The sequence below is a fragment of the Bacillus sp. JJ722 genome (assembly GCF_036963345.1).
Lineage (GTDB): Bacteria > Bacillota > Bacilli > Bacillales > DSM-1321 > Bacillus_AD.
On the sequence record NZ_JBALMO010000059.1, the window covers coordinates 1 to 20,227 of the forward strand.

Here is a 20,227-nt window from a genome sequence, read left to right on the forward strand (position 1 = left end):
TCTATCAAGTAGAAACTTTGTTTTAGAATTAACGTTGACGTGTTGTCTTGTTTAGTTTTCAAAGAACATTGTTTGGAGCGGATGAAGGGAATCGAACCCTCATCATCAGCTTGGAAGGCTGAGGTTTTACCACTAAACTACATCCGCATATTTTAACTGGAGAATGGTCGGGAAGACAGGATTTGAACCTGCGACCCCTTGGTCCCAAACCAAGTGCTCTACCAAGCTGAGCTACTCCCCGGTTTTCAAATTGTATTATTATGGCGCGCCCGAAAGGAGTCGAACCCATAACCTTCTGATCCGTAGTCAGACGCTCTATCCAATTGAGCTACGGGCGCATATTATTTTCTAAGATGTCATTTGGTGCGGCCGAGAGGACTTGAACCTCCACAGGGTTTCCCCCACTAGGCCCTCAACCTAGCGCGTCTGCCATTCCGCCACGACCGCAAAGTCGTAAGTGACAAAACTCATTATACCAGTATAACACTTAGTTGTCAAATGTTTTTTATATTTCTTAAGTGCGGGTGAAGGGACTTGAACCCCCACGCCGTAAGGCGCCAGATCCTAAGTCTGGTGCGTCTGCCAATTCCGCCACACCCGCGAAAATAAATGGTGAGCCATGAAGGATTCGAACCTTCGACCCTCTGATTAAAAGTCAGATGCTCTACCGACTGAGCTAATGGCTCTCTACAATGGCTGGGCTAGAAGGATTCGAACCTTCGCATGACGGAATCAAAATCCGTTGCCTTACCGCTTGGCTATAGCCCATCGCTTAGAAATTATATTAATATAACTTCAGAGAACAAATCTTCTTGTTTGTTTCAGGAGCAACTCATTCATACTATCACACTAAACATCAAAAAAGCAAGCTTTTTTTAAAAAAGTTTTTTACACTGTTTGATACAAGTGATAAGTTAGAGAATGGGAAGCGATTAATCGCCTCCCACTCTCTAAAATGATGACCCATACGGGATTCGAACCCGTGTTACCGCCGTGAAAGGGCGGTGTCTTAACCGCTTGACCAATGGGCCAATTTTGTCTGGCGGAGAAGGAGGGATTTGAACCCTCGCGCCGGTTACCCGACCTACACCCTTAGCAGGGGCGCCTCTTCAGCCTCTTGAGTACTTCCCCATATATAAAAATTGGCTCCGCAGGTAGGATTCGAACCTACGACCGCTCGGTTAACAGCCGAGTGCTCTACCACTGAGCTACTGCGGAACAATAGAAAAAGTTATAAAATATGTGCGATTGTTTAAATGCCAATCACCATATCGACTCTTTAGATTATAATTACATTTTCTTTTAATGTCAACAATCAAATCAAAAAAAATTATATTTTCTTTAAACCTCCTTGGTTCCTTTTCTTTTTAAGATTCCTCTACATTTTCCACATACATATTTATTTACATTCATATTTCTTTTTCTTATATATTCCGTGTAACAAGATGTACATTGAAAGTAATAGATTTTTTTATTAACCCTTTTTTTCTTCGCTGGTAAGGGTGTACAGAACCTCGGCGCTCCCACTTCTTTTAATAATTGCTTGAAATCAGCATCTTGATGTTTATATCCTTTCTGATCTATATGAAGATGATAATGACAGAGCTCATGCTTAATAATCCCCACTAACTCATCCAAACCAAATTGTTCGTAATAAGTATAGTTGATTTCAATATTATGGCTTCCTAGCATATATCGTCCTCCTGTAGTACGAAGACGTTTATTGAAAAAAGCTTTATGTTGAAAGATCTTATGAAAGAATTTCAGCGACAATTCTTCCGTTAACCTTTGCAATTGCTCATCATTCACTTCAATTCATTCCTTTCTGGGAAACATGACAAACTATTATAACATACACTAAAAACACCTATGTGCAGGAGGTAATAGAATGCCTAAATGGTTACAAAAACAACTTAAAAAAGCTTTCTTAACAAAAGACTCCTATCAAATCCACCTACTCAATCAATGCTGGTACTTTTATAGAAAATCGAATAAAAATCTTTAATAAAAAGCACCGCTTCTTCCATAAAAGGAGCAGTGCTTTCTCATGTTTATTTATTTGGTGGCAACATCGATAACGATACTCTCTGTTTTTTTGCATCTACAGAATCCACCCAAACTGTGACAACATCTCCTACTGACACAAGATCAAGAGGATGTTTAACATAGTTTTTACTTAATTTTGAAATATGCACTAAGCCATCTTGCTTTACACCTATATCAACAAACGCACCAAAATCAACAACGTTGCGAACGGTGCCCTGTAATTCCATTCCCGCTGTTAGATCTTCCATTTTTAATACATCTTGTTTCAATAATGGTTTAGCCAGTTCATCACGTGGATCTCTTCCTGGCTTCATTAATGAATCTACTATATCTCTTAACGTTATTTCACCTATGTGTAATTCATTAGCTAATGTTGCATAATCAATCTTATGAAGCACTTCCTGCAAAGGTGTTGTACCGATATCTGATGTACTAAATTCTAATTTCGCAAGTAAACTTAATACATCTTCATAGTTTTCCGGATGGATTGCAGTACTGTCTAATGGCTCTGTTCCATTCGGAATACGCAGGAAACCAATACATTGTTCATATGTTTTCGCACCAAGTCGCGGTATCTTCTTCAGTTGCTTCCTCGTAAGGAACGCCCCTTCTTCCTCTCTTTTCTTTACAATATTATTCGCTACTGCTTTTGATAAGCCCGCTACATATTGTAATAAAGAAGAAGATGCAGTATTTACATTTACACCCACTTGGTTAACAGCTGTTTCAACAACGAACGTTAAAGATTCATTCAATTTTTTCTGTGAAACATCATGTTGATACTGACCGACACCAACTGACTTGGGATCGATTTTCACCAACTCAGCTAAAGGATCTTGCAATCTTCTAGCGATAGAAACTGCACTTCTTTCTTCAACTTGTAAATCGGGAAACTCTTCTCGTGCTAAATCGGATGCAGAATATACACTCGCTCCCGCTTCATTAACGATAATATATGAGATGTTCCCTGTTGTTTCTTTTAATAAGTCGGCAATGAATTGCTCGGTTTCACGAGAAGCTGTCCCATTTCCAATTGCCACTAGCTCTACTTCATAGCTATCAATGATTGAAAGTACTTTCTTCTTAGCCTCTTCTTTCTTAGCAACTGGTGGATGAGGATAAATCACAGCAACTTGTTCCATTTTCCCCGTTTCATCTACTACGGCAAGCTTACAGCCTGTTCGATAAGCTGGATCGACTCCTAATACTACCTTTCCTTTTAATGGCGGTTGTAGAAGGAGATTCTTCAAATTCTCCGCAAAAATATGTATAGCACGATCTTCCGCCTTTTCTGTCAACTCATTGCGAATTTCTCTTTCAATCGATGGCTGGATAAGACGCTTATATGCGTCATCAATAGCTTCTTTGACAATTATTTCAACAGCGGAGTAAGCTATTTTTATCACTTGACGTTCCACATATGTAAGAATTCTTTCTACATCTGCTTTTACTGAAATTCGAAGAATATCTTCTTTCTCACCACGATTAATAGCCAACACTCGATGCGGTACAATCTTTTGAATCGGCTCTTCATAATCATAATAGTTTTCAAAAACACGCTTCTCATCTTTATCTTCATTTTTACAAACTGTATGTATGGCTCCGGTATTAAAAGTAGTTGTTCGAATCCATTGTCTTAAAGAAGCATCATCTGAAATGATTTCAGCAATAATATCCTTTGCGCCATTAATAGCTTCTTCTACTGATGCAACTTCCTTCTCTTCATTTATAAATGTCGCTGCTTTTTCTTCTACCGAAACGTTCTTAGGAAACGTAAGTATCCATTCCGCTAATGGCTCTAAACCTTTCTCTTTCGCGATTGTTGCTTTCGTACGTCGCTTTTGTTTATAAGGACGATATAAATCTTCTACCGTTTGTAGTTTATCAGCTTTTTCAACGGCAGTTTTTAATTCATTCGTTAGCTTTCCTTGCTCTTCAATAATGCGAAGCACTTCTTCTTTTCTCTTATGTAAATTCTCAAGATAATTCCATCGGTTCATTACATCTCGAATTTGTACTTCATCCATGCTTCCTGTCATTTCTTTACGATATCTCGCTATAAACGGAACCGTATTTCCTTCTTCTAGAAGCTGGATTACTTGTTGAACAGCTTTAACGCCGACTTGTAATTCTCGAGCTATCACTGCACTTACGTCCACTTTTTTCATTTCTGTAATTGTCAATGTCAATCCTCCAAATATATAGTCTATTGTTATTTTATCAAACTGCCTAGAACTCTCCTAATCCATATAACAATTTCGGTCACCCTCGTATAAAATCCTTCAAAATTATAAACATATATGTTAAAAAGCCTACCTCTATTGAAGTAAGCTTCCCATGATCAAAGTAACATCATCTGATTGATTAACATTTGTATCCCAAATATTCTCTGCGATTAAAGCAAGCGATGATTCTTTCTTTATATATGATGTAACTCCCTTTAAATCCAGTCCATCTGAAAATAAAATAAATCTCGATAATGGCTCATACGTATATGTATGCCCTTGAAATCTATTCAACCTTCCACTAAGATAGCCGGAAGATGGTAGTGGGTAAACCACTTTCTGCGCAATCGGATTATACAGAAAAAAACGAATGTTGCCTACCGATATGTACTGAAACTGTTGTTGCTTAAATATTACTTTAAATATCGCAACAGCTGCTCCTCTTTTCTTAGCTAGCGCATTATTGCATTCTCCTAGTAAGTCTTCAATAGCAAGTTGATGATTGGTTCTAACAACTTCTGTAACAGCGGCAGAAGATTCATGTGCAAATTCACCACTACCTAGTCCATCAGCTAATACACAAATGAAGTAATCATCCGTATTGGTAAAAAAATATGCATCTCCACAATAATGATTATTTCCTTTTGCTATTTGCTTTACAACAATCTCTACTCTATCATTCACCATATGATCACACTTCATTAAACAAACTCCGAAGTACTTTCAGCATGAATAGCTTCTCGTAGCTTCTTTATCGCCCTTCTTTGTAGTCTTGATACATGCATTTGGGAAATGTTCAGTAACTCACCGGCCTCTTTCTGGCTTAAGTTATCAAGATATGTATACTTAATTATCATTTTTTCACGGTCAGTTAACACATGTAGTACTTTCTCCAAAACAAGTCGTTGATTAACTTTCTCATACCCCTCTTCCATATCACCAAATATATCCAACAATGTAACCGTTCCACCATCTGAATCAGCTTCAATTGTATGGTCAACCGATAAAGCTTGATAGCTCTTTCCCATCTCCATCGCTTCCAGCACTTCTTCTTCAGATACAGCGATGAAAGAAGCTATTTCATCAACACGAGGAGAGCGGCCAAGTTCAGTCGTTAATTCTTCAACAGCTTTTTTGATTTTTGGTCCTAATTCCTTGATCCTGCGCGGAACATGGACACTCCATGTTTTATCTCGTAAAAATCGTTTAATTTCTCCGACAATGGTAGGCACAGCAAACGCTTCAAAGCTTTTGCCATAATTCTCATCATACCGACGAATCGCTCCTAACAAACCTATCATACCTACTTGAAAAATATCTTCTTGAAACGATCTACCCTTTGCATACTTTCGCGCTATCGTTTGAACAAGACCTTTATAATGGATCACTAAATGATTCTGGGCTTCCTCGTCTTGATTTAGCTGATAAGCCTTGATCCAAGTATTTACTTGATTTCTCATTTCTTGATTAGGTTGAGATTGTTTCTGCATCAGCCTCCACCTGCTCTCTCTCCAGAAACTTAGTCATAAACACCGTCACACCTTGATTTTGGTGAATGATTACCTTGTCCATCAATGTCTCAATCAGATATAGCCCTAATCCTCCCTCTCTCAAAAACTCCACATTATAATGCTCTTCATAAGGGCCTAGGTCTCGTCTTACTTGTTCCAAGTCAGCACGGTTTCCATTATCCACAACCATCATTTCCAAACGATCATGATACAATCCAAAGCCTATGACAACTTCCCCTCTGTTTTCATCTGTATAAGCATGTTGAACCGCATTTGTACATGCCTCACTAACAGCAACCTTTAAATCCTCAATATCTTCATACAAAAAACCCATTCTACTAGCAATTCCAGAAAGCGTTAACCGAACGATTCCAATATATTCGGGCTTTGCGGGCACCTTCATTTCAACATAATCATAGCCTTGCTTCATCTTATTCCACCCTTTGTATCGCTTGTAATATGAATGATCTCCGTTAGTCCAGTAATATCAAATAAACGTTTTAATCTTTCCGATAAACCAACTAGACTAAATTCACCTTTATTAGCACGCACTTGTTTAAAAATCCCTACAAACAACCCTAGTCCTGTACTATCCATATATGAAACCTCTGATAAGTTGACTATAATGTCCACTTGATAACGTTCAGCTAAAGGTACTAACGTTTCTTTCAATTTCGGTGCTGTAAAAGCATCAATCTCACCTGTTATAAACACTTCTACATGTTGATCCATTTCTTTCACATCAATTTTAAAATTCATTCTTTAATCCACCTCATTAATTAGCTACGTTACTTTTACCCAAATCAAAACAATATAAACATCATTGTTTTAGTATAAAGACAGGTTATTGTACTTTTTTTAATATTATCAAGGTAAAATCGTCTCTTAATTTAAAATCTTGCAATTTTTCTAGATGTTTGTAGACATTCAGAACAATCTCTTTCGGGTGAAAATGAATATTCTGTTGAATTAAATCAATTACATATTCTGTATCGATCAAACCATCCTCATTTCGGCACTCTGTTACACCGTCCGACATAAGGATAATCATATCGCCCATCTTTACTTGCTGTTCGTACTGCTTATAAGATGTATCTTTATTAACACCTAACAATAAACCTTTAGCATATAAATCTGTAAAACTGTTTGCTTCTGCATGATAGTACAACCCAGGCTCATGACCAGCTGAAGCATAAGAGAATACAGATGTCTTCGGATTATATAATCCATAAAACATCGTAATAAACATACTTGTATCAACATTTCGCTCTACAACTTTATTAAGTGCTTGTAGAACATGACTTGGTAAATGTTTTTTATCAGGTATACTGTCCATAGCATATTTAATCATACTCATACAAAGGGCTGCTGGTATCCCTTTGCCTATAACATCCGCAACCGCCACACCTATACAACCTGTTTCATCTTGTAAAAATTGATAGAAATCGCCGTTCATGTGCTTAGCGGGTACACTTATTGACCCAATTTCTAATTCCTCTAATTCCGGAATTTTTGTTTCTAATAACGTACTTTGCACATTTGCTGCGATTTCCATCTCTGAGTTTAGTTCTTGTTGTATGTGACGTAAACTTTGTGTTTCTCGGTAAGCAATACCGTAACCCATCATTACTTCTAGTAGAAAATCTAACGAGTCTAAAATTTCTGACCGAGTTTCAGGAAATGTATCGAGCAATGCCTTCTTATGCCAACTGATAATTTCCTCTGGTGAAATATTATGCTCAATCGTTTTTCTACTTAACAACTGTCCTTGATATAATTGCTGTTCTGTTTGTTCTTGAACATATTTCATCAATGCTTCTATATAAAAAGTTTCAATTGAACGATTATCGATCTCAGTCAATTATTTCCCCTCCTTAGCGGAGCCATTTAGTCGCACTAATAAGCGTTCCTTTTCCAGGTACAGAGTCAATATCAAACGAATCCATCAGCCTTTTCACTCCTGGAAGTCCTGCCCCTAATCCACCAGATGTTGAATAGCCATCTTCCATCGCTTTACGTATATCAAGTATGCCAGGGCCTTCATCGCTAGCTTTAATTAAAATACCTTTTCTACCATGTTCTTGTACTCTATCAATACTGATCATTCCTTGACCAGCATATAAATATATATTACGAGCAAGTTCACTTATTGCGGTAGTAATTCGAGCTTGATCAACAATTCCAAAACCTAGCTCTTTTGCTACATTTCTCCCTAGTTGCCTGGCCGCTACAATGTCCCACTCATTAACTATTTTGACATAGGATTGATCCATGTATTCAATCCCCCAGTTCCAGTTGTAGTTTCTCTAAACCTTTTTCTAAATCTAATGCTGTAAATACATCATTTAATGTGATTCCTAATTCGATTAGTGTAATAGCAACAGCAGGCTGAATCCCAGTTAGCACAACTTGCGCACCCATTAATTTTGACATACTCACAACATCTCCAAGAATTTTGGCGATAAATGAATCTATATAGTCAATAGAAGTTAAATCAATTACTACACCTCTTGCACCCGTTTCATGAATCTTCCTCAGTAAATCCTCCTGAAATTGAAGAGCTGTTCCATCATCAAGTTCCCATTGTATAGACACTAAAAGACAATCGTATAATTTTAATATTGGTATTCTCATACAACTTCCCCCGCATCTATATCTTCTATTTTACGATTCGTTAGAATTAAGGCTGCTTCAATACCCCTTTTCAAAGTGTTTTTCGTAATTACTTCACTTAAATTTATTCCTAAATTGACAATCGTTTGAGCAATTTCTGGACGGATCCCACAAAGTATACATGTTGCCCCAACTAACCTTACTGCTTCCGCTGCTTGAATAATATGATGAGCAACCATCGTATCCACTAATGGAACACCCGTAATATCAATTAGCACAACTTCTGATCGGTGCTTCACCACACCATTCAATAAATTCTCCATAATTTGCTTTGCTCTTTCTGTATCAATAGTTCCAACTAGCGGCATCACCGTAATACCTTCAAGTACCGGAATCAACGGTGCTGATAACTCCTGAAGAGCAATCTTTTGCATCGAAACTGTTCGTTCCCAAGACTGAGTATATGTATTAATGATTTCCGTTCCCATCGGACTCAACCATTTGTGGAAATTGTACAGAATTTCCGGTTGATGATCCGCGCTTATAAGACTCTCTTGAATCATACTCTCAATGATAATGATATTAAATTTATTCAAACCATCACTAACAAACGCAAGTGGCCATCCAATCTGAATGGCTTTTTCAGTGAAATTTATTAATTTTGCCTTAAATCCTTCAGGCGTTTCTTTTTCTTTTGCAATAATTAACTCAAGAAAGTCATTACTGGCCTCCAAAAATAATGGTTCAGAAAATATTCGACCTACTTGGGTTTCTAAATCTTCTCTCGCTAAACCCATCCATGTTGTTAATATTTTTTCTCTATTTTCGACAATATACGTAAATACTAACTTATTCATGATACCCTCCTATTTTAACACACTAATAATTTTAAAATTATTCTGTCAAAAATTTGTTATCGTATTGTAACTATAAAAACATAATTTCATGTTTAAAACTCAATTTATAACGATATTTGGCCTCACAATGATTATATTCCGCTAAAACATTAGTACGTATGGTTATCTTATATAAAAATATAGAATATCCGATGAACAATTTCGTAACTTATCGACACTGTTAACTTTTTCAGGAAACCTATTTACAGTAATCCACATTTCAAGGAGGACTCTTTTTTATTTTAACAGAAATTTCACTGTTTTTTTCTCCAGAGAATTACACAACTAGTCATTGTGACATTCCATTTATAACACTACCTTTTTCTGCACAAAAAAAAACCTCTTCTTATGGAAGAGATTTTTATAGTAAATATATTAATTCAAAACTCTATTAGTCCCGTACTGATTTGCAAAGCATTATCTACTTTCTTCATCATCTGCTCATCTAAATGAGTAATCTTATCAGTTAAGCGCTGCTTATCAATGGTCCGTATTTGTTCCATTAGAATGACAGAGTCTCGTTCAAATCCATACTTCTTAGCATCGATTTCGACATGCGTTGGAAGCTTAGCTTTTTGTATTTGAGCAGTAATAGCTGCTACAATCACAGTAGGGCTAAAGCGATTACCGATATCATTCTGAATAATCAACACAGGGCGGGTTCCACCTTGCTCAGAGCCAACCACAGGGGACAAGTCTGCATAGTATACGTCACCGCGCTTAACAACGATCACAGGATTACCCCCCGCTTACTAATCGTTCAACGCAATGCTCAGCCTCGTACTCTGCTTGAAAGGCTTCAGAGGCAATGCTCAAGTTAATCGTAGCCATTTCAATATAGCCACGTTTCATTTCATCACGAAGTTTTCTCTTTTTTCTTTCGTGAAGATACATTTTAGTTGCTCGATATAGCAGTTCATTGCGATTAACGTTGTCCTCTTGCACACATCCATCGAGTTCAGTTAAGAGATTCTGTGGTAACTGAATTAATATTTCTCTAGTTACGTTGGGTTCGGACACAAGAATACACCTCCACCATCACTACACACCTAATACTATTTCATCCTTCATATTACCATTAATAAGGAAATTTGCAAAGGATATATTGGCTTTTCCATAATATTATTATAGGCGCTTCTGGTTCTTTTTTATGCGCATTCACAAAAGTTTTTTTACATTAGTCCGTTACGAATCGAACAAACTTGCCCAAATTTCATGTATTTTCGCGGAATTCTTTGCCCAAGTATACAAACAATCTCGTAATTAATTGTTTCTAATTTAGCCGCGATTTCATCTACAGAAATGCAGTCCCCACCATCTGCACCTATAAGCGTCACTTCTGTTCCAACAGGATAATGAGATGGTAATTTCACCATACATTGATCCATGCAAACACGCCCAACTATCGGCATTCTTTTACCATCAATCAATACTTCTTGCCCTTGCAACTTACGCAACCAACCATCCGCATAGCCAATAGGAAGCGTTGCAATCCATTCCTCTCCACAAGTCTTATAGGTAGCACCATAACTGACTGTTTCATTTTCTTCAATTCGCTTCACATGCACAATTTTCGTACGCAACGAAAGTGCCTCTTGTAAATGAAATGGTAAGCTTCCCTTTATTTCCATAGAAGGACTTAATCCATACATGGAGATCCCTAATCGTATGGCGTTAAACCATGTATCTTCAAAGCGCAAAGAAGCAGCGCTGTTACCACTATGCACAAGTGGAGGTCTTTCAGATAATGCCTTAATCATGTCTTGAAACTTAACATATTGCTTTTGAAACAATGTATTATCCAATTCATCAGCCGTTGCAAAGTGCGTAAAAATCCCCTCCAAGAACATTGAACCTGAATTCTTTATGATTTCTTCAGCTTTTTTCACTTGTTCTCCATTTCTAAATCCAAGTCTCCCCATCCCTGTATCACATTTGATATGGACGGACAACCTTAGACCTTCAGGTATGCAATTAATCGCACTTTCTAACCACTCATGTTGAAATACGGTTACCGATATATTATTTTGCGCCGCAATTGCAGCATCTGAAGCACGAACAGCTCCAAGCACAAGAATAGGTGAATTGAAACCATTTTGTCTTAGGTGAATTGCTTCATCAAGTATCGCTACTACTAAAAAATCAGCCCCGGCTCGCAATGCTGTTTCAGCGATTTCAACAGCCCCATGTCCATATCCATTAGCCTTAACAACTGCACCAAGTTTAACATCATCGCGCAGGTATTGTTTCATACTTTGTACGTTATTATATATAGCATCAAGATTAATCTCTATCCAAGTATCTCTATAAAATACTGAAGTCACTTGTTTAAACCTTCCTTCTTATACGCATTCGAATTCATGTTAATTATTATATAGGAAAGTAGCACCTTTTTGTTGGTTAGTAACGGAAAGATGAAGCAGGTCACTATATGACCTGCTCACTTTTACTTTATCCCGTTCTAACCGATGCTAAGACTCCCAATTCAAAGCGAAGACGTTTAAGTGGGAGATCAAGCGCCAGTAAAAATCCAATTGGCTCAACTAATAATCAGCAGGGGATGGACGAACACCCCTACCGATTAAAGTTTCACTTTATTTAATTGGTGTTACTTGAACAGATTGGGCGACATTAATCAAGTCTTCCGCTGATAAATTTTGTGAAGCAATTGTATAATCAACACCTTCATATGTCCAAGAAATACTCTTATCAGTCAAAGCACCGACCGTATAACCTAAATCAACAGGATTTCCAAGCACGCTCGTAGGTATAGTTGATGATTCCACCACTTCCGCTTTCTCTGCAATCATCGTAAAGCTCTTATCACCTTCATATGTTAGAACATAACGTTTTCCATTCTCTGTAGCTACTTCCTTCTCATCAACAAGCTTAATATTTTCCATCTCAGCTGGATACTTCAAGATAAATTCTTTACTCTTAGCATCTGCCATTACAGGAGAGTCAAGCTGAGCGCCTGTCATATTCTTCTTCATATCAAAATCGTCTTTTTCAAATGAAGGATTGAAGGATACCTTCGAGAATTCAACAGTTACTAACACATTTCGATCAGGATCCATCACTTTCACACTTATCGGCGCTAGATTCTTCTTATCTAAAACAATTTCTTGAAAAGGCAACATTTTATTATTTTGATATCTGGTTCTTGTCTCAAACACATATTCTTTATCATTCGCTTTAAAACTTGACTCTTTGTCCTCTACAATATCTTTCACAATACTCTCATATAAATACGCTTGGCTACTATTTTTTGGCCATTCGCTTTGAAAATGAAAACTCTTATTTAATGCAGGCGTTAGAACGTATACACCTTCTTTATTACGTAAAATCATTTGGCTTTGTTCTTTCTTTTCATTCTTCAATTTTACGCGATAAAAATCCGGATTCTTATACCAAATTTCCACATCATATACTTGCGGATCATCACCCATTTTAAGCGTCATTTTCGCATTTGCACTATAGCTTTTCATCTGCTCCATTTTTTTATTCAATGACTGCACAACATCTTCCTTCGACTTCTGTCCACAAGCAGATAGTGCCAATAGCAACATAATTCCCACCACGATTAGCATTAACTTTCTCATCTTTTCAACCCCTTCTTTTATTTACACAAAAAAGGGAGACAAAGAGGCTTAAACTAGGCATGGATTTATTAATATCATTATGGATAGTATAAATGTAAAAATATAAGTACGATAAAAGTATATATTCAGCAAGTACCCTTTTCCTCCAAGTCCCCTTTACCGGACCTTGTCTCACCTATAGCAATACAAGTATATGTACTGTATGAACTGAATATGTCCAAGTAATGACAAGCTTTTTTATTTTAAAAGCGGAAGGGCCCCGCTTTGCTCCGTATGAATTGGAGCACACTGACTAAGTCAACAAATCAAACTTCTATAATAACTTGAGCAGCAGCAAAGGCTTGACTATGTGTAATCGATACATGCACGCCATCTGATATCGGTTTTATAATACATGGCTTTCCTTTATCATCATAAGCCGTTTCAATATCAAGGAAACTTAAACCTTCTCCAATTCCCGTACCAACCGCTTTCGAATATGCTTCTTTAACAGCAAAACGACCTGCAAGGTATTCTATTTGCCGCCCACTTTTAAGTGATTCGAATCGCTTTAGCTCCTGATTCGTTAAAATCCGTTTCGCAAACTTTGGTTGTTTTTCAACAAGCTGTCGAACTCTTTCTATTTCAATAATATCTAAGCCAATTCCTTTAATCACGCTTTTTCACCTTCTAAAAAATCTGTTTTTTGAATAAGCTGTTATTATCATAACTGAACTATCAATGGAGTTGAAAGTATGTTTATTAGAAAAGAAACCTTTAATCAATTTATTAAAGTGTATCCTGCGGTTTCAATTATTCTTACCATTAATACACTACTTTTTTTAGCTATTCATCTACCTGTCTTTCCAAAGAACACGATCATTAGCCAACTTATGGGTGTCAATTTATACATAAAAGAAGGACAACTATGGAGACTCGTTACACCGATTTTTCTCCACAGTGCCCTTACACACTTTATTTTCAACACGTTTGCCCTGTTGATATTTGGACCAGCTATCGAAAGAATGCTACGACCATTCCGCTTTATTATTTTTTATTTACTATGCGGAATAGGAGCTAACATCGTAACCTTTCTAGTTAAACCACTAACGTATTCACATCTTGGTGCAAGTGGTGTTATTTTTGGATTATTAGGCTTTTATTTATATATCGTCTTCTTCAAAGCACAACTGCTTACTAGGCAAGAATCCCAAATGATTAAAGCCATGACTGCTATCGCTTTCATCATGTCGATTATACAACCGAACGTAAACTTTATCGCTCATTTCAGTGGCTGCTTAATCGGCTTCGTTCTTGCAAATTTTTTCATCAAAAAAACATATTACACTTTCCTTTGAAACCATTTTCGAATAAACATTACATCTTCTTCAGCTAAATCAAAAACTTTGCCTTTGCTAGGACCAAGCCCTGTTTTACTAAAAGCAGACACAGTGCCTAATTGGACTCTCTTTTGGAACAAGCTTTGTCGAGTTTTCATAGATTGAATTCTTTGCTTGCGTACAACATATGTTTGTTTAGAAAGTGCGCGGTAAGTCAATGTTAGTTGCTGATTCGTAATATTCCAACCAGCTTCACGGTACGATAAGTAACCCCAAAGCAATCCTACAAATATTAATATCATTGATCCAAAGCCTAATGGTCTAAAGAAATATATAAGGGCAGCAATTACTGGTAACCACCAATAACATTCTCTAATCATATACCTCCGCAGCGCCCTTTTCGGTACCGGGTTCATATTGACATCTACTACATAATCATCAGATACCATTTCTAAAAATTGCTTCAAGTGCTTTTTCTTAATTAGCGGAAAAAGCATCACTTTTGCATTTTCATTATCTGTTATTGAACCAGATGCTGTTTCAACATATACCGTCGCATACCCTAACGGCTGTCGAATCAGATTTTCCACAATACGAATCGCCTGTATTTTATTTGAAGAAATCGTAAATTGTCGTCTTTCAAGAAGTCCTCTTGTAATAACAATTTCTTTGTTTGTTTTCTTCACAGTAAAATAGGCGTATTTCAGTAGAATACCAATGGTCGCAATAGCGTAGGCAAATAGCAATGCCGCTATAATAAACAACACGATAAACAGCCACGATGCCACAGTCACCATCGCTTCAACTCTCGAATAAACTTTATCAAAATCAATAAATTCCGCAAACTGACCAACTATAGCCATTGCACCCGAGAATACAATTCCAACCCCACCAGAAGTCGCTGCCATAATGAAAAGTTCTTTAAATGACATTTTAAATAATATTTTCTCTTCTTCCACAACAGAAATAGGCTTTTCATTTGTTTCAGCCACTTCATGGTCAACCGCTTTTACTTCCTTCGCTTCTTTCAATAAAGACTGAAACAATTCCGCTTCTCCCTTAGGAATAGCTGTTAATACTGCTTCCGCTTGTTGCTTAGATGAACCAGCAGTATCTATTGTTACTTTTACAAGTGAGAAGAGTCTCTGTAAAACCCCTTCCGTTATATCGATACTTTGGATTCTTTCCAGTCGAATATAACGTTTCTTCTTAATAAAAATACCTTGATCGATTCGGATTTCACCATCTTCAACCCGATACGTAAACTTAAACCAATCTAATATACCATAAACAATACTACCTACTAAGTAAACGCCTAAGAAAATTAATTCAAAGTAATTAGATGATCTTGCTCCCTGAAAAATAAGGACAGCCACTATAGGTAAAAAAGATTCCTTTATAATTTTCAAAGCATTCAAAACAATGGCGATCGGATGTAGTCGTTTAGCCTCAAACATCGTCTTTCACCGTACGAATCATATCTACAATAAATAACCGTAGACGTTCTGCCTCTTCATAGTCTAAAGCAGGGATTTCATGTACAGTTGCAGCTGTTGATATTTCTACTGAAGCTAAATTATTTTTACGAAGCATTGGCCCTTGTTTCGTATCAACATGTTGTACACGAACCATCGGTACTAACGTTTTAGTGATAATAAATAAACCTTTTTGAATTTCAATTTCTTCATCTCGCACTTCATAACGCCACCATTTCCAGCGCAAAGATGGAATTAAGAACACCAATAAGAAGTACAACAAGACAACAACACCCCATGAACTATATACAAGCCATATTGGTCCATCGAATATATGACGAACAATAGTAACCGCAATAGCTGCTACAAGCACACAAGTCGATACGATAAATCCTGTTTGTCTCCAAACCTTCAACGCTCTAAGGGAAATCCGATTTTGCAGTTCCATATCCTCTCTACCTTTCTCTCCACATACATGATTATTCGATAATTTCTCTATTAATACGGATAACCAAGGAAAAAGTTCCTATTCAATTCTTTAAATAAGCTCAAAACAAGCTTCATTTACCCACTTAACTTTTTTTGATGTCCGGATATTCTTCATAAGTTGAAATAGTGCTTCATCTTTCAGCTTCGCCTCAATCATTACATCAATTTGCGCCACTGAGCCCCTAACAGCATCCGCAAACTCCCAAAACATCTCTAAATCAATTACATTCGCATGAGCACGAAAGTCCTTTTCACTCTTAGGAGAAGAAATATGCATCTTTAATGGAAGCTCACTTTGCTGCCATGTAGCTATATTTCGACGCCAATTCTCATGAAAATCATCATCAACTGCTTGATTTGCTAAATGGTGATGATAATCAAATACTAAGGGAATACCTAACTTTTCACATAAATATAACGTATCACCCCATGTAAAAGTAGTATCATCATTCTCAAGCATAATCATCTTTTGCAAATGCTGAGGGACAAGTGCCCAATTATGAATAAATTGTTCTAAGGCCTGCTCTTTATCTTGATAGCTCCCTCCAACATGCAGCACACAACGATGTTCAGCATCAATGCCCATTTCTTTCAATAACATATAATGCATCTGTAACGTTTTTAACGAAACCGAGAATGTATCTTTATCTTTCGTATTTAACAATACAAAATGATCAGGGTGAAAATCAATGCGCAAATCAGGATAGGCTTCAATAAACTCCTTCAATTCAAGGAGAGATGGTCGTAGCGGTTTCATATAATTCCAATCTAATAAATCTGGATGATTTGCCAACGGAATTAGCTTAGAGCTCAAACGAAAAAAAGTGATATTATGTGCTATATTATGACGCAAAAGTCGTAAACAGTTACGTAAATTCGTTTGTGCTATTCGTTCAAGCTTTCTTACAGCAGCTTCTCTATCGAATAACTTCGAGAACTGGGTATAGGTCATCGTCTTAGAAGGCGACGCATTCTTTACATGAACACTCATTGCAACATATCCAAATCGAAATACAGTCATACATACAACCTCCTTTTACCTCTATTGTTCTCCAAATTAACTAGGAAAATCAGAAAAGCGGAAGCGCCCGTTTTGCGACGAAGTCCACTAGGAGCTGGGCGCTGGAGCTAGACACCTTTAAAAACCATACGAAAAAAGGTTGCCAGAAATATTAGGCAACCTCTATCTTTGTGTATTCTATTAGTTAGAACGTTCTCTTTTTCCATTTCCGCCGCTACGACGATCGCCGCTGTAGTTTCGGTTACGGTCACGATCACTACGACGTTTTCCGCCTTGATCTTTACGGTTATAAGCGCGTCCATTACGCTGTTTAGAACCGCCGCCGTTAAATTTACGATCTTTCTTAGAAGCAACTGGAGCTTCACCAGTTAATTTAATTGGTGTATTATCTGGCTCTTTTGTCATTAATTTAAGTACTGTTGCAACAAGGCTTTGTGCATCATACTTTTCTAACAATTGTGCAGCAGTTGGTAGATAGATTGTTAAATCTTCATTTTCAAGCGTATTTGTGATTTTTTCTGTTACCGCTTTTTGTTGTCCTTCAATCGCTTGTGTGATTGTTGGAACTTGAAGACGATCCATACGTTTTTTCGTTGTTTTTTCAATAACATACAATTGATTTCTTTCTCTGTAAGTTACGAAAGAAATGGCTACACCTGTTTTCCCAGCACGACCTGTACGTCCAATACGGTGAACATAACTTTCAGGGTCTTGCGGGATATCAAAGTTGTAAACATGTGTTACACCTGAAATATCTAATCCACGAGCAGCTACATCAGTTGCAACAAGCACGTCAATGCTACCATCTTTAAATTTTTTCAATACAGAAAGACGTTTCGCTTGACTTAAATCACCATGAATTCCTTCTGCTGTGTAACCACGAAGGTTTAAAGCAGTTGATAATTCATCAACACGACGTTTCGTACGACCGAAAATAATCGCAAGTTCAGGTGTTTGAATATCCAGTAAACGAGTAAGTGCATCGAACTTTTCGTTTTCTTTCAATTCAACATAGTATTGTGTAATACGATCAACAGTCATTTCTTTTGCTTTTACTTTTACGTGATGAGGGTCTTCCATGAAACGCTCAGCAATTTTGCGGATTGGTTCTGGCATTGTAGCAGAGAATAGTAAGGTTTGGTGTTCCTCTGGAACAGTTGAAAGAATAGACTCAATATCTTCAATAAAGCCCATGTTTAACATTTCATCTGCTTCATCCAGAACAACCGTTTCTACATTACCAAGTTTAAGGGTTTTACGGTTGATATGGTCTAGTAAACGACCTGGTGTACCTACGATGATATGAGGTTTCTTCTTAAGAGCACGGATTTGACGATCAATATCTTGCCCACCGTATACAGCTAATACGCGTACACGTTTACCAAAGCCTAACTTATATAATTCTTCAGATACTTGAATCGCTAATTCACGTGTTGGTGCGATTACGATACCTTGAACATGCTCAGCATTTGTATCGATTTTTTCCATTAAAGGAATCCCGAAAGCAGCCGTTTTACCAGTACCTGTTTGAGCTTGACCGATAATATCCTTACCTTCAAGGGCTACAGGGATTGTTTGAGCTTGAATTGGTGTTGCCTCTTCAAAACCCATTTTTTCTACAGAACGCATTGTGGACTTTTGCAGTCCTAATTCACTAAACAAAGTCAATTTTTCCTAACTCCTTTTTATCGAGAAATAACTTAATATATCTCAAGAAATATCGTCACCGATCTTACGTTTATTAAGAAAACGAAGAAAACACGCAATTAAGCGGCATGCTGCAGTGTCTTAACACTAGCACCCGACAGCATAAGACGATTCTCAGGAAGAAACTATTCTCCAAAAGAGAAATGACTTATGTCCTTAGCGTGTTAGGTGAAAAATTAGACATAGAATATACTGGTTTTTACGCATTAACACTTAACAAAGTAATTTTTTCGTAACTATTAAAAAAACCAAAATTGGCCTAAAATTTTCTCAAAATATACCCAAGTTTAAAGCTTTATCATTATCAGCAATATAACTATTTTTTTATGTTAAATAATAATTATACTACTTTCATCAAAAGATGTCCTACAGAACATAATAACACTTAATAACTTTTTATGCAATTATGCTACTTGAACTTACAATTATTACGAATTCAGTAAAAACTGTTTGATTAAACGGAATAATGTTTCATTATTAGGGCTATGACATATTAAATGCTTTGCCTCTTCATCAATGTAAATAACCTTATAATCTGAAGCTATCTTCTTATATAAGTAGCTTGCCGTTTTCACTGGTACGATACCATCTCTTCTCCCTTGCGCAATAAATACTGGAATTGTAATGTCTTTAAACACTTTAGCATTCGCCGCTACCAATGTACGGAATTGTCCAGTAGCATGAATCGGTGTTTTTGTTATTTTTGTTGTGTAACGCTTATACAATTCATTTTCTTTAATATTGCCCTGAAACGAGTCTTTTATTACATCCTTTATGTCTAGCGCAAGCTGCTTTGTACTAATATATTTTGCAGCCGCGCTCAATAATACTAATTTTTTGACGGGGTATTTCTTAGCCAGATTACAAGCAATTATTCCCCCCATTGAGAAGCCAACGATAAATACTTCCTGACAACTTGCCAATAGCTTTAGAAGTTCTTCTTCCGCACAATTAATCCATTCCATATATTCGATAGACGATAAATCACCATTCTCTTCATGTCCAGGTAATGTTGGAACTGAGATTTCCCAATCAGTATGCTGTCGAAAATAATCGGCTACTGGCTCTACTTCAAAAGGTTTTCCAGTAAAACCATGTATACATAAACATCCTGTTTTCTTCATATATGATCACCGTATTATAAGAATTTAGATTTACTACAACCCTACCATTACATTGTACACCCTCTTAAAAGCTATATCATAATAATAAAATCCCGAATTCGAAAAAGTATACAAAAAACAAAAGCGGAGAGCACCCGTTCAGCGCCGTATGAGATAAAGGAAACACGAAGAGCAGAGCCGTTCGATTGTCTAGCTTCAT

General features: G+C 36.9%; 22 protein-coding genes and 10 tRNA genes. 2 read left to right on the plus strand and 30 right to left on the minus strand.

Going from position 1 to position 20,227, the window contains the following annotated elements:
- Nucleotides 1-73 precede the first annotated feature (73 nt).
- The 11 genes from V7014_RS08745 to V7014_RS08795 all read right to left on the minus strand — a co-directional run bounded on the left by V7014_RS08745 (nt 74) and on the right by V7014_RS08795 (nt 1,809).
- A tRNA-Gly gene (locus V7014_RS08745) sits at nt 74-147 on the minus strand.
- A gap of 17 nt (nt 148-164) precedes the next feature.
- Nucleotides 165-241, minus strand: a tRNA-Pro gene (locus V7014_RS08750).
- A gap of 20 nt (nt 242-261) precedes the next feature.
- Nucleotides 262-338 (minus strand) — tRNA-Arg (locus tag V7014_RS08755).
- A gap of 23 nt (nt 339-361) precedes the next feature.
- Nucleotides 362-447: transfer RNA gene (locus tag V7014_RS08760), tRNA-Leu, on the minus strand.
- A 72-nt stretch (nt 448-519) separates the two neighbouring features.
- Nucleotides 520-601 (minus strand) — tRNA-Leu (locus V7014_RS08765).
- Nucleotides 602-610: 9 nt separating this feature from the next.
- A tRNA-Lys gene (locus V7014_RS08770) sits at nt 611-686 on the minus strand.
- A gap of 7 nt (nt 687-693) precedes the next feature.
- Nucleotides 694-768, minus strand: a tRNA-Gln gene (locus V7014_RS08775).
- 191 nt (nt 769-959) lie between these two features.
- A tRNA-Glu gene (locus V7014_RS08780) sits at nt 960-1,031 on the minus strand.
- A 9-nt stretch (nt 1,032-1,040) separates the two neighbouring features.
- Nucleotides 1,041-1,131 (minus strand) — tRNA-Ser (locus tag V7014_RS08785).
- Between the two features lie 12 nt (nt 1,132-1,143).
- Nucleotides 1,144-1,218: transfer RNA gene (locus V7014_RS08790), tRNA-Asn, on the minus strand.
- A 123-nt stretch (nt 1,219-1,341) separates the two neighbouring features.
- The gene (locus V7014_RS08795; RefSeq protein WP_335506222.1) at nt 1,342-1,809 is read right to left on the minus strand and encodes a SprT family protein; all 468 of its coding nucleotides are present in this window, start codon (nt 1,807-1,809) and stop codon (nt 1,342-1,344) included.
- 79 nt (nt 1,810-1,888) lie between these two features.
- Here V7014_RS08795 and cmpA point away from each other — a divergent pair, with 79 nt between their 5' ends.
- Nucleotides 1,889-2,005: a cortex morphogenetic protein CmpA gene (cmpA, locus tag V7014_RS08800; protein ID WP_335506224.1), complete on the plus strand. Its 117-nt coding sequence runs from the start codon at nt 1,889-1,891 to the stop codon at nt 2,003-2,005.
- Between the two features lie 46 nt (nt 2,006-2,051).
- Here cmpA and V7014_RS08805 read toward each other — a convergent pair whose 3' ends face one another.
- The 14 genes from V7014_RS08805 to acpS form a co-directional block, all read right to left on the minus strand.
- Nucleotides 2,052-4,214: a Tex family protein gene (locus tag V7014_RS08805; RefSeq protein ID WP_335506260.1), complete on the minus strand. Its 2,163-nt coding sequence runs from the start codon at nt 4,212-4,214 to the stop codon at nt 2,052-2,054.
- A 150-nt stretch (nt 4,215-4,364) separates the two neighbouring features.
- A complete protein-coding gene (locus V7014_RS08810) occupies nt 4,365-4,973 on the minus strand; it encodes a PP2C family serine/threonine-protein phosphatase (RefSeq protein WP_335506225.1) in 609 nt (202 codons plus the stop codon).
- Nucleotides 4,973-5,761 (minus strand): RNA polymerase sigma factor SigB, encoded by a 789-nt coding sequence (gene sigB, locus V7014_RS08815; protein ID WP_335506226.1) that lies wholly within the window; start codon nt 5,759-5,761, stop codon nt 4,973-4,975. The genes V7014_RS08810 and sigB overlap by 1 nt, the downstream gene beginning before the upstream one ends.
- On the minus strand, nt 5,739-6,212 hold the full coding sequence (gene rsbW, locus V7014_RS08820; RefSeq protein ID WP_335506228.1) for an anti-sigma B factor RsbW: 474 nt from the start codon (nt 6,210-6,212) through the stop codon (nt 5,739-5,741). The genes sigB and rsbW overlap by 23 nt, the downstream gene beginning before the upstream one ends.
- Complete coding sequence (locus tag V7014_RS08825) at nt 6,209-6,541, minus strand: anti-sigma factor antagonist (protein WP_335506229.1); 333 nt, start codon at nt 6,539-6,541, stop codon at nt 6,209-6,211. The genes rsbW and V7014_RS08825 overlap by 4 nt, the downstream gene beginning before the upstream one ends.
- 85 nt (nt 6,542-6,626) lie before the next feature.
- The gene (locus tag V7014_RS08830) at nt 6,627-7,634 is read right to left on the minus strand and encodes a PP2C family protein-serine/threonine phosphatase (protein WP_335506262.1); all 1,008 of its coding nucleotides are present in this window, start codon (nt 7,632-7,634) and stop codon (nt 6,627-6,629) included.
- 22 nt (nt 7,635-7,656) lie between these two features.
- Entirely contained in the window at nt 7,657-8,055 is a 399-nt protein-coding gene (locus V7014_RS08835) for an anti-sigma regulatory factor (protein ID WP_335506231.1), read from the minus strand.
- A gap of 4 nt (nt 8,056-8,059) precedes the next feature.
- Nucleotides 8,060-8,416, minus strand: coding sequence for an STAS domain-containing protein (locus V7014_RS08840; RefSeq protein ID WP_335506233.1), 357 nt, complete (start codon nt 8,414-8,416; stop codon nt 8,060-8,062).
- Nucleotides 8,413-9,252 (minus strand): STAS domain-containing protein, encoded by an 840-nt coding sequence (locus V7014_RS08845; protein ID WP_335506234.1) that lies wholly within the window; start codon nt 9,250-9,252, stop codon nt 8,413-8,415. The genes V7014_RS08840 and V7014_RS08845 overlap by 4 nt, the downstream gene beginning before the upstream one ends.
- 419 nt (nt 9,253-9,671) lie before the next feature.
- A complete protein-coding gene (locus V7014_RS08850) occupies nt 9,672-10,022 on the minus strand; it encodes a type II toxin-antitoxin system PemK/MazF family toxin (protein WP_335506264.1) in 351 nt (116 codons plus the stop codon).
- Between the two features lie 7 nt (nt 10,023-10,029).
- On the minus strand, nt 10,030-10,311 hold the full coding sequence (locus tag V7014_RS08855) for a CopG family ribbon-helix-helix protein (protein ID WP_335506236.1): 282 nt from the start codon (nt 10,309-10,311) through the stop codon (nt 10,030-10,032).
- Nucleotides 10,312-10,463: 152 nt separating this feature from the next.
- Nucleotides 10,464-11,615, minus strand: coding sequence for an alanine racemase (gene alr / locus V7014_RS08860; protein ID WP_335506238.1), 1,152 nt, complete (start codon nt 11,613-11,615; stop codon nt 10,464-10,466).
- A 270-nt stretch (nt 11,616-11,885) separates the two neighbouring features.
- Nucleotides 11,886-12,893, minus strand: coding sequence for a LolA family protein (locus tag V7014_RS08865; RefSeq protein WP_335506240.1), 1,008 nt, complete (start codon nt 12,891-12,893; stop codon nt 11,886-11,888).
- A 305-nt stretch (nt 12,894-13,198) separates the two neighbouring features.
- Nucleotides 13,199-13,549 (minus strand): holo-ACP synthase, encoded by a 351-nt coding sequence (gene acpS, locus V7014_RS08870; RefSeq protein WP_335506241.1) that lies wholly within the window; start codon nt 13,547-13,549, stop codon nt 13,199-13,201.
- A 78-nt stretch (nt 13,550-13,627) separates the two neighbouring features.
- Here acpS and V7014_RS08875 point away from each other — a divergent pair, with 78 nt between their 5' ends.
- A complete protein-coding gene (locus tag V7014_RS08875) occupies nt 13,628-14,230 on the plus strand; it encodes a rhomboid family intramembrane serine protease (RefSeq protein WP_335506243.1) in 603 nt (200 codons plus the stop codon).
- Here V7014_RS08875 and V7014_RS08880 read toward each other — a convergent pair.
- From V7014_RS08880 to V7014_RS08900, 5 genes are all read right to left on the minus strand, one after another.
- Nucleotides 14,215-15,669, minus strand: a complete 1,455-nt coding sequence (locus V7014_RS08880) for a PH domain-containing protein (RefSeq protein WP_335506245.1) — start codon at nt 15,667-15,669, stop codon at nt 14,215-14,217. The genes V7014_RS08875 and V7014_RS08880 overlap by 16 nt on opposite strands.
- A complete protein-coding gene (locus V7014_RS08885) occupies nt 15,662-16,135 on the minus strand; it encodes a PH domain-containing protein (RefSeq protein ID WP_335506247.1) in 474 nt (157 codons plus the stop codon). Before V7014_RS08885 ends, V7014_RS08880 begins: the two co-directional genes overlap by 8 nt.
- Nucleotides 16,136-16,225: 90 nt before the next feature.
- Nucleotides 16,226-17,197 (minus strand): UV DNA damage repair endonuclease UvsE, encoded by a 972-nt coding sequence (gene uvsE / locus V7014_RS08890; protein ID WP_335506249.1) that lies wholly within the window; start codon nt 17,195-17,197, stop codon nt 16,226-16,228.
- Between the two features lie 180 nt (nt 17,198-17,377).
- Nucleotides 17,378-18,865, minus strand: a complete 1,488-nt coding sequence (locus tag V7014_RS08895; protein WP_335506251.1) for a DEAD/DEAH box helicase — start codon at nt 18,863-18,865, stop codon at nt 17,378-17,380.
- Between the two features lie 467 nt (nt 18,866-19,332).
- Entirely contained in the window at nt 19,333-20,028 is a 696-nt protein-coding gene (locus tag V7014_RS08900; RefSeq protein WP_335506253.1) for an alpha/beta hydrolase, read from the minus strand.
- Nucleotides 20,029-20,227: the final 199 nt, after the last annotated feature.